Here is an 18,496-nt window from a genome sequence, read left to right as displayed (position 1 = left end):
ACTCATACCTCCCCATTTTTTTAGTGTCTTTATTATTACCAGACATAAAACGTCTTTTTTACACTTAAAATGGAGCATACACAACTGCAGCATTTATGGCAACAATACCTGGATGATAAACTCCCTCCAGCAGAACTGCCAGTACTACTGGAAATGCTTCGTAATGAAGCACACCCGGAAGCACTGTTGCAGCCCATCGACCAGGCCCTTGCTGGCAATACCTATGCGCAGCCAGTTGATGAGGAAGACAAAAACAGGATTTTTCAGTCGATCCTCCAACAAGCGGCTTTGCAGGAAGGGGCTACCAAAGTGGTACCGATCAGGAAACGTCTCAGCCCTTGGAAAGCTGTAGCCGCTGCGGTGGTATTGCTATTAACCATCACGGTTTCCTACCGTCTCCTATATAATCGGCATACTCCTAATAATATCACGGCTACGGATATACGATTTCGTTACGACCACCAACCAGGTGGCAATAAAGCTATCTTGACACTGGCAGATGGCAGCAGCGTAACATTGGATAGTACCTCAGGAGGAATACTCGCAAAACAGAACGGCACAAATGTGCTGCAACAAAAGGCCGGCGAAATCGCCTATGATCCATCAGCACAGGCTTCCACTACGGTGGTGTACAATACCGTGACCACCCCTCGTGGCGGGCAATTCCAGATTATGCTGCCAGACGGCAGCCATGTATGGCTCAACGCTGCTTCTTCCATCCGATTCCCTACCACCTTCACCGGAACAACACGTAAGGTGGAACTAACAGGCGAAGCCTATTTTGAAGTGGCCCAAAATCCATCACAACCCTTTACAGTAACAGTAGCAGGGGTAGCCGTAAAAGTGCTAGGAACACATTTTAATATCAATGCCTATAACGACGAACCTGCAGTGAATACCACCTTGCTGGAAGGTAGCGTAATGGTGGCCCATCAAGGCAAAGAGGCGATTATTAAACCTGGTCAGCAGGCCAGCGTGAAAGAAGGTATCACCGTAAAAGATCATGTGGATATAGATGCGCTCATGGCCTGGAAAAACGGACGATTCTCCTACAATGAAATGGACATTCATGGTATCATGCGCCAAATCAGCAGATGGTATGATGTGGATGTGGTATTTGAGGATAACATCAATGATTCCTATACCATGGAAATCTCCAGAAATGTACCGTTGTCAAAATTGCTGAAATTCATGGAGATCAGCGGTGGCGCTCATTTTGAAATGAAAGAAAAGAAAATTATAGTAAGAAAATAAAACCAAAATCAGCAAGAACGAAATTGATGCAACAAAAAACCGGAAAGTGTTCGCGGCACTTCCCGGCGGAAAGTTGGATCCATACAGTTATACAATCGATTCAGGACTGCTAATTGTTTACATCCAAACCTTAACAAAAATATGCAAAATGTTTTTTGTGATTCCACTTTTATGAAAAGAGGTGGCGATCAGCGCCCACTAGTACCAAAAGGACGCTTCGCCCAAATTAAATTAACCATGAAGCTGGTAACCATTCTGCTTTTGGTGTTCGTGATACAGGGAAATGCTGCAACGAATGCCCAGACGATTACACTCTCACTGAAAAATGTACCGCTAAAAACTGTCTTCAAAGAAATCAGCAGACAAGGCGGTTACAACTTCGTTTACAACGATCACCTGTTACAAAATGCAGGTAGGGTAGACATTGAAGTGAACAAAGTACAGGTGGAAGAAGTACTGAAACTCTGTTTCCGCCATCAACCTGTTACTTATGAAATCATCGACAAAACGATTATTGTCCGTAAACCGGAAAACCATACGGAGAGCATGGCTTCGGAAAAATCGATGCCACCACCAGTATCTATTCGCGGTAGAGTGACGGACGAAAAAGGAGATCCATTAATCGGCGTAACCGTACAAGTTAAAGGTCAGACCGCTGGTACTGTGACCAAGGATAACGGGGAATTCCAGATCAGCGCTCCGGACAACGCATCCGGCATCCTGGTATTTTCATTCCTGGGGATGGAAAAACAGGAAGTCCTCCTCGGTAAAAGTTTATTCGTTACCGTAGTGATGAAACGCCTGGTATCACAGCAACAGGAAGTAGTGGTAGTCGGATATGGTACCCAGAAGAAAGCCACCCTGACTGGCTCCGTGGCCCTTTTGAAAGGGGAAGAAATGGCGAAAGTACCTAGCGCCAACGTTACCAATGCTTTTGCAGGTCATGTACCCGGCGTCATTGCGAACAACCGTTCTGGCCGGCCAGGTGATGATAACTCTTCTTTATATATCAGGGGTTTCAACTCCTTCAGTGGTGGTGTGGACCCGCTGATATTGATAGATGGTATTCCAGACAGAAATATAGATCGACTCAATCCCAACGATATCGAAAGTGTTACGGTGCTGAAAGATGCGTCTGCGGCTATTTATGGTGTTCGTTCCGCGAATGGCGCCATTCTCGTGACCACCAAAAGAGGTAAGGCAGGTAAGCCACAGATTTCTTATGAAGGGTCTTATGACCTGCAACAACTGACTAGGATGGATCACCGCGTAAACTCCTGGCAGTACATGACTTACTACAATGAACTAAACAGCAACCTGGGTAGCACTTTGCCTTATACGCAGGCGGATATCGATAAGTACAAAGCCGGCAACGATCCGAATTATACCAGCACCGACTGGCAGAAAGCAGTGTTCAGAAAGAATGCGCCAGCCACTAATCATAGCCTTTCTGTTCGTGGAGGGTCTGAAGCCGTGAAATTCTTTATCTCCGGCCAATACCTCTCTCAGCAAAGCAACTGGGCTAATAGTGACGAAAACTTCAAAAACTATAACCTGCGCTCCAATATTGATGCGAATGTTTCTAAAAATCTGAAACTGACATTTGATATGGCTGCCAGGAAAGAAGAACGGCAATACCCAGCTATTTCTCCCAATAGTATCCTGCATGAAACGGTAAGTATGTATCCGTTTATCCCGGTACATTGGACCAACGGCCTCCCTTCTGCTGGTATTGCGAATGGCCGTAACCCTTACCTGATGACCTCTTCTCAAACTGGCTATGATAACGTTACTGACCTGTTCGTACAACCCAAAGTAGGATTCGACTGGCAGTTGCCTTCTATCCTGAAAGGTCTCTCTGTTAGCGGTTATATGGCTTTTGATTACCGTCTTCGCAGTGAAAAGATCTTTACTCGCCCTTGGGATGCGTATTCTTTCAGCCTGGCTACTAATACCTATAACAATCAGCGCAGCAGTACTGCCATTCTCAGCCTGACACAGGATGAAAGAGTGTACAATGAAAATACTTACTTCTATAAAGTGGCATTTGACAGAACTTTTGGAAAACATACCTTCAATGCTTTCCTGGGTTATGAACAAACCACTTCCAATTTTAGACGTACCACTGCTTTCAGAAAAAATCTGGTGAGCGATCAGTTGGATCAGTTGTTTACTGGGAGCGCAGTAGATCAGTCTGCAACAGGTAGTGCTACGCAGGATGGTAGGGAAAGTTATCTCGGCAGACTATCTTATTCCTATGCTGATAAATATTTGGCAGAAGTGGTTGGCCGCTATAATGGCTCCTTTAATTTCCCGAAAGGTAAACAATGGGGGATGTTCCCTTCTGTGTCTCTCGGCTGGCGTATTTCAGAAGAAAACTTCTTCAAAGACAATATCCATTTTGTGGATAACCTGAAATTGCGTGCATCCTGGGGGATTATGGGAAGTGATGCGGTGGCGAAATACCTGTATCTCGCTAGATATTCTCTCGTAAGCAATATGTCTTCCGATTACTGGGGTTCCCCGAAAGAATATTATACTTTCTTCGGACCTAACTATTCAGAAGCAACGGCCCTCTATCTCGCTTCTGTTCCTAATATCAATATCACGTGGGAAAAGCAAGACACGAGAAACTTTGGTCTGGATGCAGTTCTCTTAAATAACAAACTGAGTGTAACCGTTGATTATTTCCGTAATCTTCGCAAAGATATCCTGGCGCCAAGAAACGCATCCGTACCTTACTATTCCGGTATGACTCTGCCTGATGAAAACATCGGTAGAACGCTTAATAGAGGAGTAGACTTCATCGTTAACTATAACAGCAGTGTAGGTGAGGTGAAATATAATGTAGGCTTCAACTTTACCTATGCTAAAAGTAAAGTGATCTTCAAAGACGAAGCGCCTAATATTCCTGATTATCAAAAAACTACCGGACTGCCAATCGGTTCCTGGTTGGTATACCAGACGAAAGGAATTTACCGCACTAAAGAAGAAGTGGCTAATTCTCCGCATATGGCCGGCGCAGCTCCTGGCGATTTATGGATCGTGGATAAAAATGGCGATGGCAACATTACTTCTGATGATCAGGTGCGTATTCCTGAGTCTGCGTTTCCACAAATTGTAGGCGGTGTTACGATGGGAGCCAGTTATAAAGGATTGTCTTTAGATCTCGTATGGGCGGGTCAAACCATGGCAAAACAATTGATCCTTCCTCAGATGCAAGGTTCAGTAGTAGCCCCACCACAATGGCTATACGACAACAGATGGACGCCAAATAATCCAGATGCTGCTTACCCTCGTGCTTTCAATTCAAAAGATCCGCGAAACTCCGTGTACGCCGACTTCTGGCTGATGGATGCTTCTTTCATCAGATTGAAATCTGCGCAGTTGTCCTATATGATCCCGAAAAGTGTTTATAGTCGCATTGGCATTGAAAATATACGCGTATTCGTTAGTGGATTCAACCTCTTTTCCATTGACCACATGAGGAAATTCAACCGTGACCCAGAAACGAATAACATCACGGGTATCAATTATCCACAGACAAGAACCTATCGGGCTGGAATCAGCATTGGGCTGTAATTCTATTTTATTCGTGTACGCTTAAATCTACTAATCGTGAAAAGTTTATATAGGAATTTAGGAGTTGCATTACTGGCCGCTTGTAGTATGATGGCCTGCCAGAAAGATGTGCTGAACAAGATACCACTGGATTCATTTTCAGATCAGTCCGTATGGAAAGATATGAAGTTGGCGGAGGCTTTTGCAGATTTTCAATATACCATCCTGCCAAACCCTGGCCACTATTGGGATAAACTAACCAATCGATCATGGGCTTTGTCTTCCGCCTGTGATGAAGCATTCAATAAATTTGATGATTACAATGCTTCCATCATGAACTCCGGTTCATTAACGCCTGATAACCTGAACAATTTTGATATCTGGCAGGAAACTTACAAGCGAATACAAGACTGTAATACTTTCCTTTCTAAAATCGATAATGTACCAGGTGATTCAACTGTGAGAAGTCGCCTCAAAGCGGAAATTACCTATCTGCGTGCCTATGGCTATTTTCGACTTATCAGTGATTATGGCGGGGTGCCTTTGGTAACGAAGCCATTTGATCTGAACAGCAAATTTGATATGCAACGCAGTAGTTTCGATGATTGTGTAACATTCATTGTAGGGGAATGTGATGCGGCCGCCGCAGTGTTGCCAGCTAGTTATGCCAACTCCGCTGGTGAACTGGGACGCGCTACCAAAGCCGCCGCGCTGGCCTTGAAATCCAGAGTATTGTTATATGCCGCCAGTCCGTTATGGAATCCTTCCAATGATTCCAAAAAATGGCAACTGGCTGCTGATGCCGCCAAAGCAGTAATTGATCTACCGGGATACCAGTTGTATACTGGTAATTATGCCGACATGTTTACCACCAGAAACCCAGAACTCATTATGACAAGAGCTGGTAGCAAACAATATATGTGGGATGCTTTCCAAGGTGTAGAAATGTTTATGGCGCCTAATGGTTACCATGGCTGGTCTTCATTTGCCCCTAGCCAGAACCTGGTGGATGCATTCGGGACTGCAGATGGAAAAGATATAACCGATCCAACTTCCGGATATGATCCCCAACATCCTTATGCCAACAGGGATGCCCGTTTTTACAGCGATATTATTTGCGATGGGCTCCCTTATGGTCGTGCTGAATTCTTCAAAGACAGGTACAACGCAGGTCACAGCAATGTAGCGGAAATGTATGAAGGAGGTTTGGATTCTCAGCAGGGCTGGGATACCTGGAATGCCAGTCTTACCCGTTACAGTTTTCGTAAATATCAGGATACTACTTATAACTATAACGTAGAGACACAAACGAATAAGTTTTGGATCATCGCTCGTTTATCCGAAATATACTTGAACTATGCGGAAGCGCAGTACCAGCTTAAGAATGAGGCGGATGCTCGTCACTACTTAGATTTACTGCGTCATCGTGCAGGTATTGTGAATGATCTCCCTGGCACCCTGACCGGACCTGATCTACTGAAAAAAATACAGAATGAAAGACAGGTGGAACTTTGTTTGGAAGGGCATCGTTACTATGATGTACGTCGCTGGAAGATTGCCGATGCTACAGAGAATAAGCCTTTAGGAGGGATGAAGATCATCAAAAATGCGGATGGTACTAAGACCTATTCCTACATTAAAGTACAGGACAGACGCTTCCTGCCGCAACATTATCTGCTTCCTATTCCAAGAGAAGAAATCAGAAGAACCAATCTACAACAAAATCCAGGATACAATTAATTGCTCCTGGAACAGAATAGGTAATCAATAATTGAACTAGCATAATTCACACTGATATGAAAAAATGGATGATATGGATGCTGGGATTGGCTTTAACCCAAACAGCCTCCGCTCAGAAATTCGAAGGACTTGCGCCAACGCCGCCAATGGGCTGGAATAGCTGGAACACTTTCCAGGTAGACATCAACGAAAAGATGATCATGGAAATGGCGGACCAGCTAGTAAATTCAGGCATGAAAGATGCCGGATACAACTACCTCGTTCTCGACGATGGATGGATGGCCATGGAAAGGGATAGTCTTGGTAACCTCGTGCCCGATCCAAAGAAATTTCCACATGGATTGCGTGCCGTGGTGGATTACGTACATGCGAAAGGGTTAAAGTTTGGTATGTACAATTGCGCTGGAACACTCACCTGTGCTAAATATCCTGGCACGCGCGGATATGAATACCAGGATGCCAGGAATTATGCCGCCTGGAATATCGATTACCTGAAATACGATTGGTGTAATACGAAAGGAATCAATGCCCAAGAGGCTTATACCACTATGAGTAATGCATTGCGTAAGGCAGGTCATCCTATGATTTTCAGTATCTGCGAATGGGGCGTGAATAAACCCTGGGAATGGGGCGCACCTGTTGGCCAACTCTGGAGAACTACAGAAGATATCTGGCAAGTCTTTGACTCAGTTCATAACCACGGTACCTGGAATGCTTTGAGTGTAATGCGAATTTCGGACTTGCAGGATACCCTGCGCAGATATGCAGGCCCAGATCATTGGAATGATCCGGATATGCTGGAAGTGGGAAATGGTATGACCTTATCAGAAGACAGAACACATTTCTCTTTATGGGCCATGATGGCGGCGCCGCTGATGGCTGGGAATGACATTCGCAAGATGACGCCTCAAACGAAGGAAATCCTTACCAATAAAGATGTTATCGCTATTGATCAGGACCCAATGGGGATACAGGGATTTAAATTTTCTGATAAGGATAGTCTGCAAATTTGGTTTAAACCCTTGCAACATGGCGATTGGGCCGTTTGCTTCCTGAATCGTGGTAGCAAAGAAAAAGCAGTCAGCTTCAACTGGCAGCAAACACCAGTGGTGGATAATATTTTTCATCATACGCTAGACAACAAAGCTCGCTACACCTTGTATAATGTCTGGTCCCATAAGAATGAAGGCACAACAGAGAAGCCTTTCAATGCTAGCATTAAATCTCATGACATTGTGATGTTCCGGTTAAAGAAATAATTGATCATGAAGCAATTACTTTTATTGGTAACGGTTTTTTGCCCGTTCTTTCTACAAGCGCAAGGACCTGCGAAATTCACCAGCAGCGATACTTCTTTACAACAATCGTACAACTGGGCCGTGCAGATGGCGCTTCATTATCGGGGGAATCCATCAGACCCCGTAGGTCCCTGGTATGAAGCCGCATTACCTTCCCGCGATGCGTACTGTATGCGGGATGTAGCGCACCAGACTATCGGTGCAGCTATTTGTGGAATGGATAGGGAAAATAAAAATATGCTCTCCTCCTTTGTACGGAATATCTCTGAAAGCAAAGACTGGTGCTCTTATTGGGAGATTAATAAATTCGGAAAACCGGCCCCTGAAGATTATCGAAATGACCACGAATTCTGGTATAACCTGAATGCAAATTTCGATATCATGTACGCCTCTTGGAAGTTATTTCAATGGACGGGAGATAAAACGTACATCGCAGATCCAGCGTTTAAGGAGTTCTTCAACAAAACTACGGAGGAGTATATACGAAAATGGATACTACAGCCAGAAGCTTTAATGTCGAGGCCCTTGCATCCAAATGCACCGTCGCCTTTCAATGCCCAGGATTATTTTCATCGTTGTAGGGGCTTGGCTTCCTATGTAGAAAATGTGGGGGATCTGAAGGTAGGAGTGGACTTGATAGCTACGATTTATCGCGGTATGTTGTCCTATTCCAGCATCCAGGCTGCAAATGGTGATACCGCTGCTGCAGTTGAATTCCGAAAGAAAGCGGAGGTGTATCGCCAGTTGATAGAGGGGCAGTGGTGGAATGCCTCTGCATCGCGCTATTACACTTACTATACAGGTGCTGGAAAATTTGGAACAGGAGAAGGGGAGATGTTTCTGCTTTGGTTTGATGCGTTGCACGATGCTACACGTCGGAAGAAAACCATCGAGCATTTGCTGAATGGTAAATGGAATGTGGAAACGATGTCTTATATGCCCGTGATTCTTTTCCGGGAGGGCTATTGGCAGCAGGCATTGGACTACATTCGATTACTTAGCAACCCTGCTACAGAGAGACGGGAATATCCGGAAGTTTCTTTTGGTGTAGTGGAAGGAATTGTACGTGGATTAATGGGGATAAATCCCGATGCGGATAATAATCGTATTACCACTTTATACAGGGGAAGCCACACCACCACCGCTTCTTTGAGTGATGTACAGTTATTAGGGACTTCCATCTCCCTACAACATACTTCCTCCTCCACCATTCTTAAAAATCAAGGAAAACACGATGTATTATGGCGTGCAGCTTTTGTAGGAAATTACAAAAGTATTAAGGCAGATCAGGTCTTCATAAAAGCACAGCATATGATCGATAACAATGGAAATGCCATTTCATTTGTGGATATCCCTGTTGGTCATGGCAAAACCGTGAAAGCAATGGTGCATAAAGGTTAAGTTCAATACAGCATATACGGTTTACTTGAAAAGGCGTCTGGTTCTCCAGATGCCTTTTTTCTGAATTGATTTTTCTGATTTTGGGAGGAATTTCCTTTTTTTAGGTAAGAAATCATTGCGTTGCTAATAAATGAAAAATCTCCTTACAGAAAAAGAGCTAATCTGGTCCCCGATTGTAGCCAATAACAGCATGAATCGCAAGCGAGTGGCTGTTGGCGTAAATAGTTATGAGAAGGATATAAACTTTAACCCAACCGTTTTTCTGGATACCAAACTATCCGCTCAACCACAGGTATCATGGCTGGATTTGTGCTGTGGCGAAGGAAATGCATTGATACAATATGCGCAAACCATTGCCACAAAAGGCTTACAACAGCATATTAGTTTGATAGGAATTGATTTGGTAGACGCGTTCCAGTCGATACCACCTGGTGTAAACTGTGTCACGTTTCAGACTCGATCACTGGTTAATATATCGCATACTTCACAATATGATCTCATTACCTGTGTTCATGGGTTACACTATATTGGGGATAAACTGAATGTTCTTCGTTCATCGTTGCAGGCGCTGCATCCGCATGGATTGTTTACTGCCAACCTGGATCTGAACAATATTAAGATACAAGGTGATAACAATCACAAATACCTGAAGCAGCTCTTTAAAGACAATCAAATAGGGTACAACAGTCGTACTAAAATATTGCGGTGTGAAGGCCCGAGAAGTCTGCATCTCCCTATATCCTATTTAGGGGCAGATGACAAAGCTGGCCCTAATTATTCAGGCCAGCATGCAGTGGATAGCTATTATTCGTTATTTTGAAAACATAATTGAATATTTATAATGGAATTCGGAGTCGATATATACATACAAACAGATGCAGATAACAATATATACACGGATGAATTTTATGCTGCCAAATTAAATATCCGTTACTATTTAAGCAGAGGGTTTTGCCGTTTGATTCATGACAGACATCAGATCAATGGAGAGCCTGAGCTGGATCAGATTGCAAGGATTACATCCACAGATGTCTCTGTATTTTATAAAATGGAGGAATTTTTCAAAGATCCTGCGCTCCTTGCTGAGTTGAGAAGAGTGGGTTGGGAACAAGCGGTATCAGATGCTATTAAAAGAAAATATGATAATAATATAGATATTGTCTTGGAAACAATTAACGCATTGATAGAAAAATTATCTGCCATCAATGATTTTTCCCATCTGCTCACTAATCCTGAAGCTGTAGAACATGCCTGGTACTTCAGTAATTTTAATACTGACACCGGAGTGAAATATACAGGCCATAACTTGGGTCATGATTTACGAACCTTCAAACGTTTCCTCGAGTACGCAAAAGGAAAGGGCGCCACGATGACGTTTTTCTTGTATGACTGATGGCAATAAAAAGTTATAATAGAGGATGTCTGCCAATGAACTAGATAGGATTCGATAGATTTTTAAGAAGCGTATGAAGTAAATTATGGATATTGTAATCATTATGAAGGACCGGAAATCAATATTCACAGCCATCTTTGGAGCTGTATTAACCCAATTTTCAATTTCAGCGGTTGCCCAACAATCTTTACGAACTGAAATAGCCACCATTGCGGGAAAGATACCTGCAAAAGTGGGCGTATTTGTCCATGTGCTGGAAACCCATGATACGGTTTCCCTCAACCGGGATTTGCGTTTACCCATGCAAAGTGTTTATAAATTTCCCATAGCGATGGCAGTTTTAGATCAGGTAGACAAGGGTCGCCTAACGCTCCATCAACCCATTAAGATTGAAAAGGCGGATCTCACAACGGACGGTGTTAGCCCATTGCGTGAAAAATACCCCAATGGAGGAGTGAGTCTTACTATAGATGAGTTACTGGATTATAATATTCGCGCCAGTGATGGCAGTGCCTGCGATATCCTGCTGAAAGTGATTGGAGGCACGGCTGTTGCCAACCGATATATCCATCAATTGGGGATAAAAGACATGAATATCGCCACAACAGAACAGGTGCAAGTGCAACAGAACGATATGAAATCCCAATACAAAAATTGGTGTACACCAGCCGCTATGACGCTTCTCCTGGAAAAATTCTATCGTGAGCCCGTACTCTCGGATTCAAGTAAACAATACTTATATCACCTAATGGCTACCTCTGGCCCTGGTAAAAACCGCCTGAAGGCACAATTACCCGCAGGCACGGAAATAGCCCATAAAACAGGCACCTCCTGGACTAAAAACGGTATTACCGCGGCTACCAATGATGCAGGTATTATTACACTGCCCAATGGTAAGCACGTAGCGATAACGGTATTTGTATCCGATGCTAAAGCAACTGAAACAGAGCGGGAAGGAACGATTGCAGCGATTGCGAAGGCGGTATGGGATGCGTATGGGAAGTGAGTTTTATTCGAGGACGTATTTGAATTTTAAGTCTGTTTCATTTTTAAGTATGATTTCCTGAAGGGTAGTGGTTAATATTGCTACTGCTAAAATGGTAGCATTAAACAATTCATCCTGAAATTTTTCATCATCTGGATCATCATCATAGGGGAAATTATTAGGAGGGATATCAATATCTCCATGAATTAATCGTGAACGGAAGTTATACATGCCCTTAATTTTCTTTTTTGATTCACTAACGGGACCTAATACAAGTTGTACTTTTTCGTAAATCTGTTCAGATATGCCCTCTTTGCTGGTGCAGTATAGCGCTTCAATCCCAATTAAACTCCAGAATAAATCAAAGACTAAATTTTCAGGGGAATATTTAAATAGATAGGTAAAGGCATTTAGAGCTCTGGCAACTTTTGTTTTACTGTGGGATCGAAAAGAAAAATTATTGATTTGCATCCAGTTCCAAACCTGAATTAAGTCAAAGGTTTTATAAACTGGCCACTTTAGCTGAAAGATGTTATCTAGACTTTCCCTATGAACGCTATATAAACCTGGAATTGATCCAAATATTTCCTTATTTAAGTAAATAACGCCTTCTCGAGTTTTAATACCTCCAGGTCGGGCCAGATTACCTAGTACCAATAGATAGAAAATTTGGTGTTTAAATTCATCCACAATCATGTGGATAAATAATGATAATCGCTCCTCATCTGAAATCTGATGATCATTATTGGTGATGATCTCTATTTTGTCCGCTGTATTCGGAACAATTATTTGAAATGTTAAAATATCTGCTGTAATGCGGAAATCGTCAACCTTAATCTCTTCTTTGCCCGTTTCAATTATATTCAGTTGGTAGCAACCAATTTCCTCAATGTTGATTTCAATTTTCTGGTGAAGTGACAAAATATCCTTCAGTGCATTGTTTACATATTCTGATAAATGGATTTCAGGTGCATATACAGGAACAAGGGGAATACAAATATTAATTTCAAATGATTTATCCATGCTTTAATCTTTTGTGGAATAATATTAAAGGCAAAATAATGATGGATGTGCGTAATCTTTTTGCGTAGCAAAAATTTTCCCAAGAAATATTTAACAAACAATAAAAATCGACCTTCCTGCATTCTGAAAATGACAGTTATTTACCATTCTAAACCTTTGTATTTCCATTCAACATTTTTACTATCTCTTCATGCCCCCTCCCTTCGGCCAGGGATAAAGCGGTATGGCCTGCTGAAGAAATATTTTTATCCGCTCCACTTCTTAATAAGGAGACCACAATATCTGAAAGGCCCATTTCAGCAGCACGGTGAAGCGCCGTGAAACCACGCATGTCTGTAGCATTAGGGTTAGCTCCTGATTGCAAAAGCAGATTTAAATGGTGAATTTTATTCGATTGTACAGCATTCATCAGAGGTGTTGCTCCTTGATTTGATCGAGAATCGGGATTTGCTCCCAACGCTAATAGCTTTTCCATGGCTTGGATCTCTTGAGCTGCAATGGACCAATGCATGGGGGCAAGGCCATCACCTGCCAGTAGATCCAGGCTAATACCGTTTTGAAACTGCTTTTCAATTTCATTTATATTACTTTGAGCTACCGCAATGTGCAAGAGTGAGTGAGATCGAAGCGGTCTATCTACTGGTGGGTCAAAACGCTCGTCAAAGACACCTACCTGCGCAATATTACCATAGGTAGAAAATGCCCACAATGCTGCTTCATTAGGGGTAGATGCTAATTCAGATGGTAGGGGAGCGGGAACAACTTTATCCATAGCGTGGCTGATCAATAAGTACTTAACTAACCGTCTTGTGAACTCCGGACTTTCATTATTGGTAAATTTTCCTGTTATGGATTCAATAATGAGCACGTCTTCTTTTTGTGTAGTTTTTGCAGTAACAAGTACTTCTCGTAGCCAACTCCTCACAAAAATCAGGGTATTGTTATGATAGTATATAGCCCATTTATGCTCCATTGTCTGCGGTATAAATAAAACGCCAGGAGCTAGCATTTTATCGGTAGGAAGGATGATATGGCTACTGATCGTAGTGCTGTCAGGAGGTACAATATCTATGAATACAGTACCATCTTCAGCGCTGTAAGAAACAGCATTGGTAGCACATTGAGGGTCAGTGGATGTGGCAAGCACTGTATGCGTGACAGGTCGCAAATCCAGCAGTCTTATTCCCCAGGGGTTTTGTGATGCTTCAATCCAGGGTAGAGGTGTTTCTTTTGGTTCCTGTTTTTTTTCTTTGTTGAACCATTTTTTGAATAAGGACATAGGTTAGGTATTGTGGTAGGGGAAGATAAATAAAAGATCTTGATTGTCGCGATAATGGTCATCCTATTTACTAATGTCTTTAGGTAAAATTAACATGACTCAGTACATCAGGGTCAAATGAGATCTATATTGTAGAAATATCGTGAGTATATGACTTTTCACGCACATGCCAAAAACAAAAACCGCAAACACTTCTTATCAAAGTATTTGCGGTTTAGATTATTCGTAGAGGCAAAGGAATAAATATTGGACCAATTGGTAAAAGACCCCAAAAATTTCAAATCAATTATATAAAAAAGTGGTCAGCCCAAGGCTGACCTAAAAACCACTTTTATTTAGTCCAGAAGAGTTTGAACTTAATCCACCCTCCAAAGACTAGGCTAATTTTAAGTTTTTTCTTTGCCATTACTTATTACTTAGGCTCACAATCCGAAATTCTGGGAAGTTCGGTTTCAACCCATGACTATATTAATAAGCTTATGAAATCACTTACTGAACATCGCCATGTCATCCCCCTACGGGTGCGTGGTAAAAATTACTCCGGCCGACTACATTCCTTGGGAATTGTCAACTACTGGCGATTGGCCTAAGAAATGGCAAACCAAATATCGGAAAAAAGCCTCTGAAACAAAAATGCCTTATAACATATTTATAACTCTTTCTAGCATAGTAGCTGGAACAAGTAATTTATCTAATTTTTTATTTATCAACAATCAAGCTTTACTTAAACACTTCAGTCGGTACGAATATCCTGCTAAATATCGTAGTCCTTTTTTAGATCATTTATTATCTTATTTGGATTATGCCCTTTTAAAGTACCCTTATAAGTATTTTCAATTACTTGTTTTAATGCCAAGGTTGAGATACCAACACAAAGTCTCGTAGTGTCAGTAATATATTTCAAATCTAAAGGTGCTTTCTCTCCTAATTTGAACGTACTGGATTTCACCTCATTTAAATATTTACTATCAACTCTCCCGCTGTTGTGAGTATATAAATTCCGCCTAGCTATAATTTCACCATATTTACTCAACGTAATTTGAAAATTATTTTTAAAATAATCATCGAATCCAATTTTAGCTTTATCCTTTATGAAAAAATCTAATGGTTTTCCATAAAAAATTCCTCTTATTTTTTCTTCTATTAATCTTTCTACTATCTCATTTTTATCAGAACTTTTAATAATAAGGTGTAATAATTTTTGATACTTCTTCTCGTCTTCAGAATTTTCATTTGCAGCACTGGCTAATCTTTCAGGATAGTCTTTGTAAACCCTATAAACCAAATCTTGCAAGAAATCTTCTGTTTGCGCGACCTGATCAAGAAGGATGGTTTTAAAAAGCGTCTTTTTTTCGATCCTTGCAGCAACACCAAGCAATAGATTTGAGTTATATTTTTTGTAGAACTTTCCGGGTTTATTATCTATATCAAGAAGAGAAAATTGTTTAATAGAACCTTTTTTAATTAGAGGCCTTAATTCACTAAGGTGGAAAAGCAAAAAATTGACTATCTCCCAATTATCTAAAAGAGAACCCCGAAGAATTCGCCATTTTGTGGCAATATCTGATATACTATGAAGTTTGTTCATAACTTGGAATCAATATTTAGGTAGTTAACTTTATAAACCTTTACAAATCGGGTACTTATCAAATATACAATCTATGATTTATGATCCTCAAAACTCTGATAATCATTATGCTATTAATCTAAAACAAAAAAGGCTTTCAAGCATCTGCTTAAAAGCCTTTTTATCTGTAGCGAGATCGGGAGTTGAACCCGAGACCTTTGGGTTATGAATCCAACGCTCTAACCACCTGAGCTACCTCGCCATATTGTTTTGAGAGTCACCGCCGTAGCGCTATTCCCAAAACGGGAGTGCAAAGATAACGGCTAAAAAATGAATAATCAAAATGTTGTGACAACTTTTTTTAAATTTTTTTTGAAATCACTCCTTTTCCTCCTCAGAAGGACTGTCTTTTTCCCATGATTTTAATACGTCTTCATCGATGCTTCGAATGTGCAAATCCCGCTGTGGATAAGGCAATTCAATACCTGCCTTATTCAGCGCATCGTAAATATACTCCAGTACGTCACTCTGCAAACTACCTGCATTCCCCAGATCAGAAATCCAGAATAAAACTCTGAAATTAATAGCGTTATCGGCAAATTGACTCAATAAAACCACTGGCGCAGGTATGGTTAATACCCCTTCTCGCTCAGGAAAGGCACTGTAAATAATCTCTTTTACTTTCTCGACTTCACTGCCATAACCCACTCCAATCACTACCTCCACCCGACGGGTACGGTTACTCAATGTCCAGTTGATTAACTGCTGAGATATCAGTTCCCCATTCGGCACAATCACCTCTGAGCCATCATACGCGGATATCTTACTGGAACGTATGCCTATATCTTTCACTATCCCGGAACGCGTCCCCAACTCTATGACATCGCCTACTTCTATCGGCTTCTCAAAAGCCAGGATAATCCCCGATACCAGATTGTTGACAATATTCTGTAACCCAAATCCTATACCTACCCCCAACGCGCCTATTACGATGGTGATCTTATCCATCGGAATGCCGGAGGCGGAAAATGCCAGCAATATGCCTCCTGCTAACACTGCCAGCCGAATCAGCAACATGGCGGAACCCAACTTGTTTTTCTTACCTGCTGCCTGCTGTCCTGAGGTGCCAAACAGATAGGAGATCAACTGAGAAACGATAAACGCAACCCAGATAACCAACACAAATACAATGATACTACTGAAGGAGAACTCTAAATTGCCCAATGTCCGCGAGGTAGAAAGGAAGGTCATCACCCAATCATAAATGTCATCATACACATACAGATTTCGCGCTACAACCATCAACCAACCAATAAACGCCATTACGGTAAACAACGTACGAAGTTTACGCTGTACTTCTTGGAAGTCTACAAAGGAAATAAAACTGCTACTGCTCTTATTGGCTTCTATCTGTAAATAAACGGCTTCTAGCAAAATGGTGGTCAACATATAAAGATTCACTGCCATCACGGTATTGACGACTGCACTGGACCCTAAAATCTTAGCCAGACTTACCCTTGCAATCAATACCATCACCAACGATAATCCCGCTGTAATAATGAATAATTTAAACAAGGGTCGCACAAATTTCGGCGCGGCAAAGCTGTGTATACTCTCTTCGTGCAGTAGTCGGAACCCCAATAGTATAGAGAAAATAGCGCCTATAAGAATGCCCCATTGCTCGGCGTAAGTAATCTCCAATAACAGGTTATTCAGGGAATATAAAATTAATAACCCGGCGAGTAGTAGCCAATCTCGGAATAATTTCTCTGACAATTCCTTTCGAAAAATTCGCGAAACTGCCGCCAGCGTAATCATCCAGGTGAGCTCTGTATATAACACCGGATAACGGATAGATAATACCGCCGATAAGGTGGAGATAAGGATAATCGTACTAGCTATTGGATATCGAGATAAATATTTAGAATGTGTGAGGATAGCCTCCGCTTCTTCTTTTTCATGCCTTATTCGTATGCGCCGAATATTGTTATAAGTCCACCAGGCAAATAGCGCGGCCAGTATGATCCATATAAATATCACCGGCCACTGAATGGAAAAGAATAGCCCCAAGACTTTCGTACTCTTATGCAACGACTGTCGGGCTACATGCACAAAGCTCAACGGATTTATACTATCCCGATGCGGATTCCAGATATACCGGTAATCTCGGCTGAACATATGTTGGGTAAACAGTTGCAGGCGATAGGTCATGTCTTCCAACAAATCACTCACTTCGATATATCTATTCGCCACTTTATTCTGTAACAACCCAATCTTTATCAGGTTAATCCTATTGGCACTATCCACCGATCGAAACTTGGTAATCAGATTAGATAACTGCCCGACATAAAATCCATACAGCTCATCTTCCGATGGAATATTACGCATAGCCGTATCCCGACGCAAAGAATGAATCGTATCATTAATGAGCACCAACTGATCATAATAGGAGAATAATATGGATTGCCAGGAACTAAGCTTACGTTGTAATTGCTCCAACATCATTTTGTTGGTCTGGATATCGTTGAGATTCGGAGTTCTGGAAAGCCCGCCTATATTCCTTTTCACCAATGCCAACGAACTGTCTACCAACGGCAAATTGTCACTAATGGCCATGGTGTCAAATCCCTTTCTCAAGGAACTCATTTCCTGGTTCAGCAACAACGTATAATTTTCGATGCGGTTAATCAGCAGGGCTACCGTGGTATCAGACCGCCGGATAAGAGCGCCCTTGCTGGTATCGGCCGCCAGTCGTTTGAGATTCCGACTAATAGTGGCACTGTCTACCGGCTTTAAGGTATCATGTATCTGGCTGGTGATGGGTACGATTTTCTTCCGCTGTGCAAGGCTTTGCTGGCAAAACAGTAGCGTAAAACAGCAGCAGAGAAGTGAAAATATGGTTCTGTATCTGTTCTTCATGGTATACTAGCGACATTTACAGGAACGCTTTTTAATGGTTAAAAGTTTGCCCAGTCCAAACATTTGCTGCCTTGTA

At 41.9% G+C, this 18,496-nt stretch carries 12 protein-coding genes and 1 tRNA gene; 8 read left to right on the top strand and 5 right to left on the bottom strand.

The features are described from left to right. The first annotated feature begins 69 nt into the window (after positions 1–69). The 8 genes from JO154_RS15290 (at position 70) to bla (ending at position 11,653) form a co-directional block, all read left to right on the top strand. A complete protein-coding gene (locus tag JO154_RS15290; protein WP_291946997.1) occupies positions 70–1,254 on the top strand; it encodes a FecR family protein in 1,185 nt (394 codons plus the stop codon). A 141-nt stretch (positions 1,255–1,395) separates the two neighbouring features. Beyond that, complete coding sequence (locus JO154_RS15285) at positions 1,396–4,836, top strand: TonB-dependent receptor (protein ID WP_291946995.1); 3,441 nt, start codon at positions 1,396–1,398, stop codon at positions 4,834–4,836. Positions 4,837–4,872: 36 nt separating this feature from the next. Further along, positions 4,873–6,555 (top strand): RagB/SusD family nutrient uptake outer membrane protein, encoded by a 1,683-nt coding sequence (locus JO154_RS15280; protein ID WP_291946994.1) that lies wholly within the window; start codon positions 4,873–4,875, stop codon positions 6,553–6,555. 56 nt (positions 6,556–6,611) lie between these two features. After that, positions 6,612–7,814: a glycoside hydrolase family 27 protein gene (locus tag JO154_RS15275; protein WP_291946992.1), complete on the top strand. Its 1,203-nt coding sequence runs from the start codon at positions 6,612–6,614 to the stop codon at positions 7,812–7,814. Between the two features lie 6 nt (positions 7,815–7,820). Next, positions 7,821–9,254 carry a hypothetical protein gene (locus JO154_RS15270; RefSeq protein WP_291946990.1) on the top strand — a complete coding sequence of 478 codons (1,434 nt, stop codon included), beginning with the start codon at positions 7,821–7,823 and terminating at the stop codon, positions 9,252–9,254. A 130-nt stretch (positions 9,255–9,384) separates the two neighbouring features. Further along, a complete protein-coding gene (locus tag JO154_RS15265; RefSeq protein WP_291946989.1) occupies positions 9,385–10,074 on the top strand; it encodes a bifunctional 2-polyprenyl-6-hydroxyphenol methylase/3-demethylubiquinol 3-O-methyltransferase UbiG in 690 nt (229 codons plus the stop codon). Between the two features lie 21 nt (positions 10,075–10,095). Continuing rightward, entirely contained in the window at positions 10,096–10,647 is a 552-nt protein-coding gene (locus tag JO154_RS15260; protein ID WP_291946986.1) for a hypothetical protein, read from the top strand. A gap of 85 nt (positions 10,648–10,732) precedes the next feature. Next, complete coding sequence (gene bla, locus JO154_RS15255; protein ID WP_291946983.1) at positions 10,733–11,653, top strand: class A beta-lactamase, subclass A2; 921 nt, start codon at positions 10,733–10,735, stop codon at positions 11,651–11,653. 3 nt (positions 11,654–11,656) lie between these two features. Here the strand turns inward: bla and JO154_RS15250 are convergent, their stop codons facing one another. The 5 genes from JO154_RS15250 to JO154_RS15230 all read right to left on the bottom strand — a co-directional run bounded on the left by JO154_RS15250 (position 11,657) and on the right by JO154_RS15230 (position 18,420). Next, positions 11,657–12,655, bottom strand: a complete 999-nt coding sequence (locus JO154_RS15250; RefSeq protein WP_291946979.1) for a hypothetical protein — start codon at positions 12,653–12,655, stop codon at positions 11,657–11,659. A gap of 148 nt (positions 12,656–12,803) precedes the next feature. Then, on the bottom strand, positions 12,804–13,934 hold the full coding sequence (locus tag JO154_RS15245) for an ankyrin repeat domain-containing protein (protein ID WP_291946974.1): 1,131 nt from the start codon (positions 13,932–13,934) through the stop codon (positions 12,804–12,806). Positions 13,935–14,688: 754 nt separating this feature from the next. Beyond that, positions 14,689–15,522, bottom strand: a complete 834-nt coding sequence (locus JO154_RS15240; protein WP_291946971.1) for a hypothetical protein — start codon at positions 15,520–15,522, stop codon at positions 14,689–14,691. A gap of 167 nt (positions 15,523–15,689) precedes the next feature. Continuing rightward, a tRNA-Met gene (locus JO154_RS15235) sits at positions 15,690–15,763 on the bottom strand. Positions 15,764–15,879: 116 nt separating this feature from the next. Then, positions 15,880–18,420, bottom strand: coding sequence for a mechanosensitive ion channel domain-containing protein (locus JO154_RS15230; RefSeq protein WP_291946968.1), 2,541 nt, complete (start codon positions 18,418–18,420; stop codon positions 15,880–15,882). Positions 18,421–18,496: the final 76 nt, after the last annotated feature.

Source organism: Chitinophaga sp. (assembly GCF_019236475.1).
Taxonomy (GTDB): Bacteria; Bacteroidota; Bacteroidia; order Chitinophagales; family Chitinophagaceae; genus Chitinophaga.
Note: the sequence above shows the minus strand (reverse complement) of the source record. Positions and strands in the feature narration are given on the sequence as shown.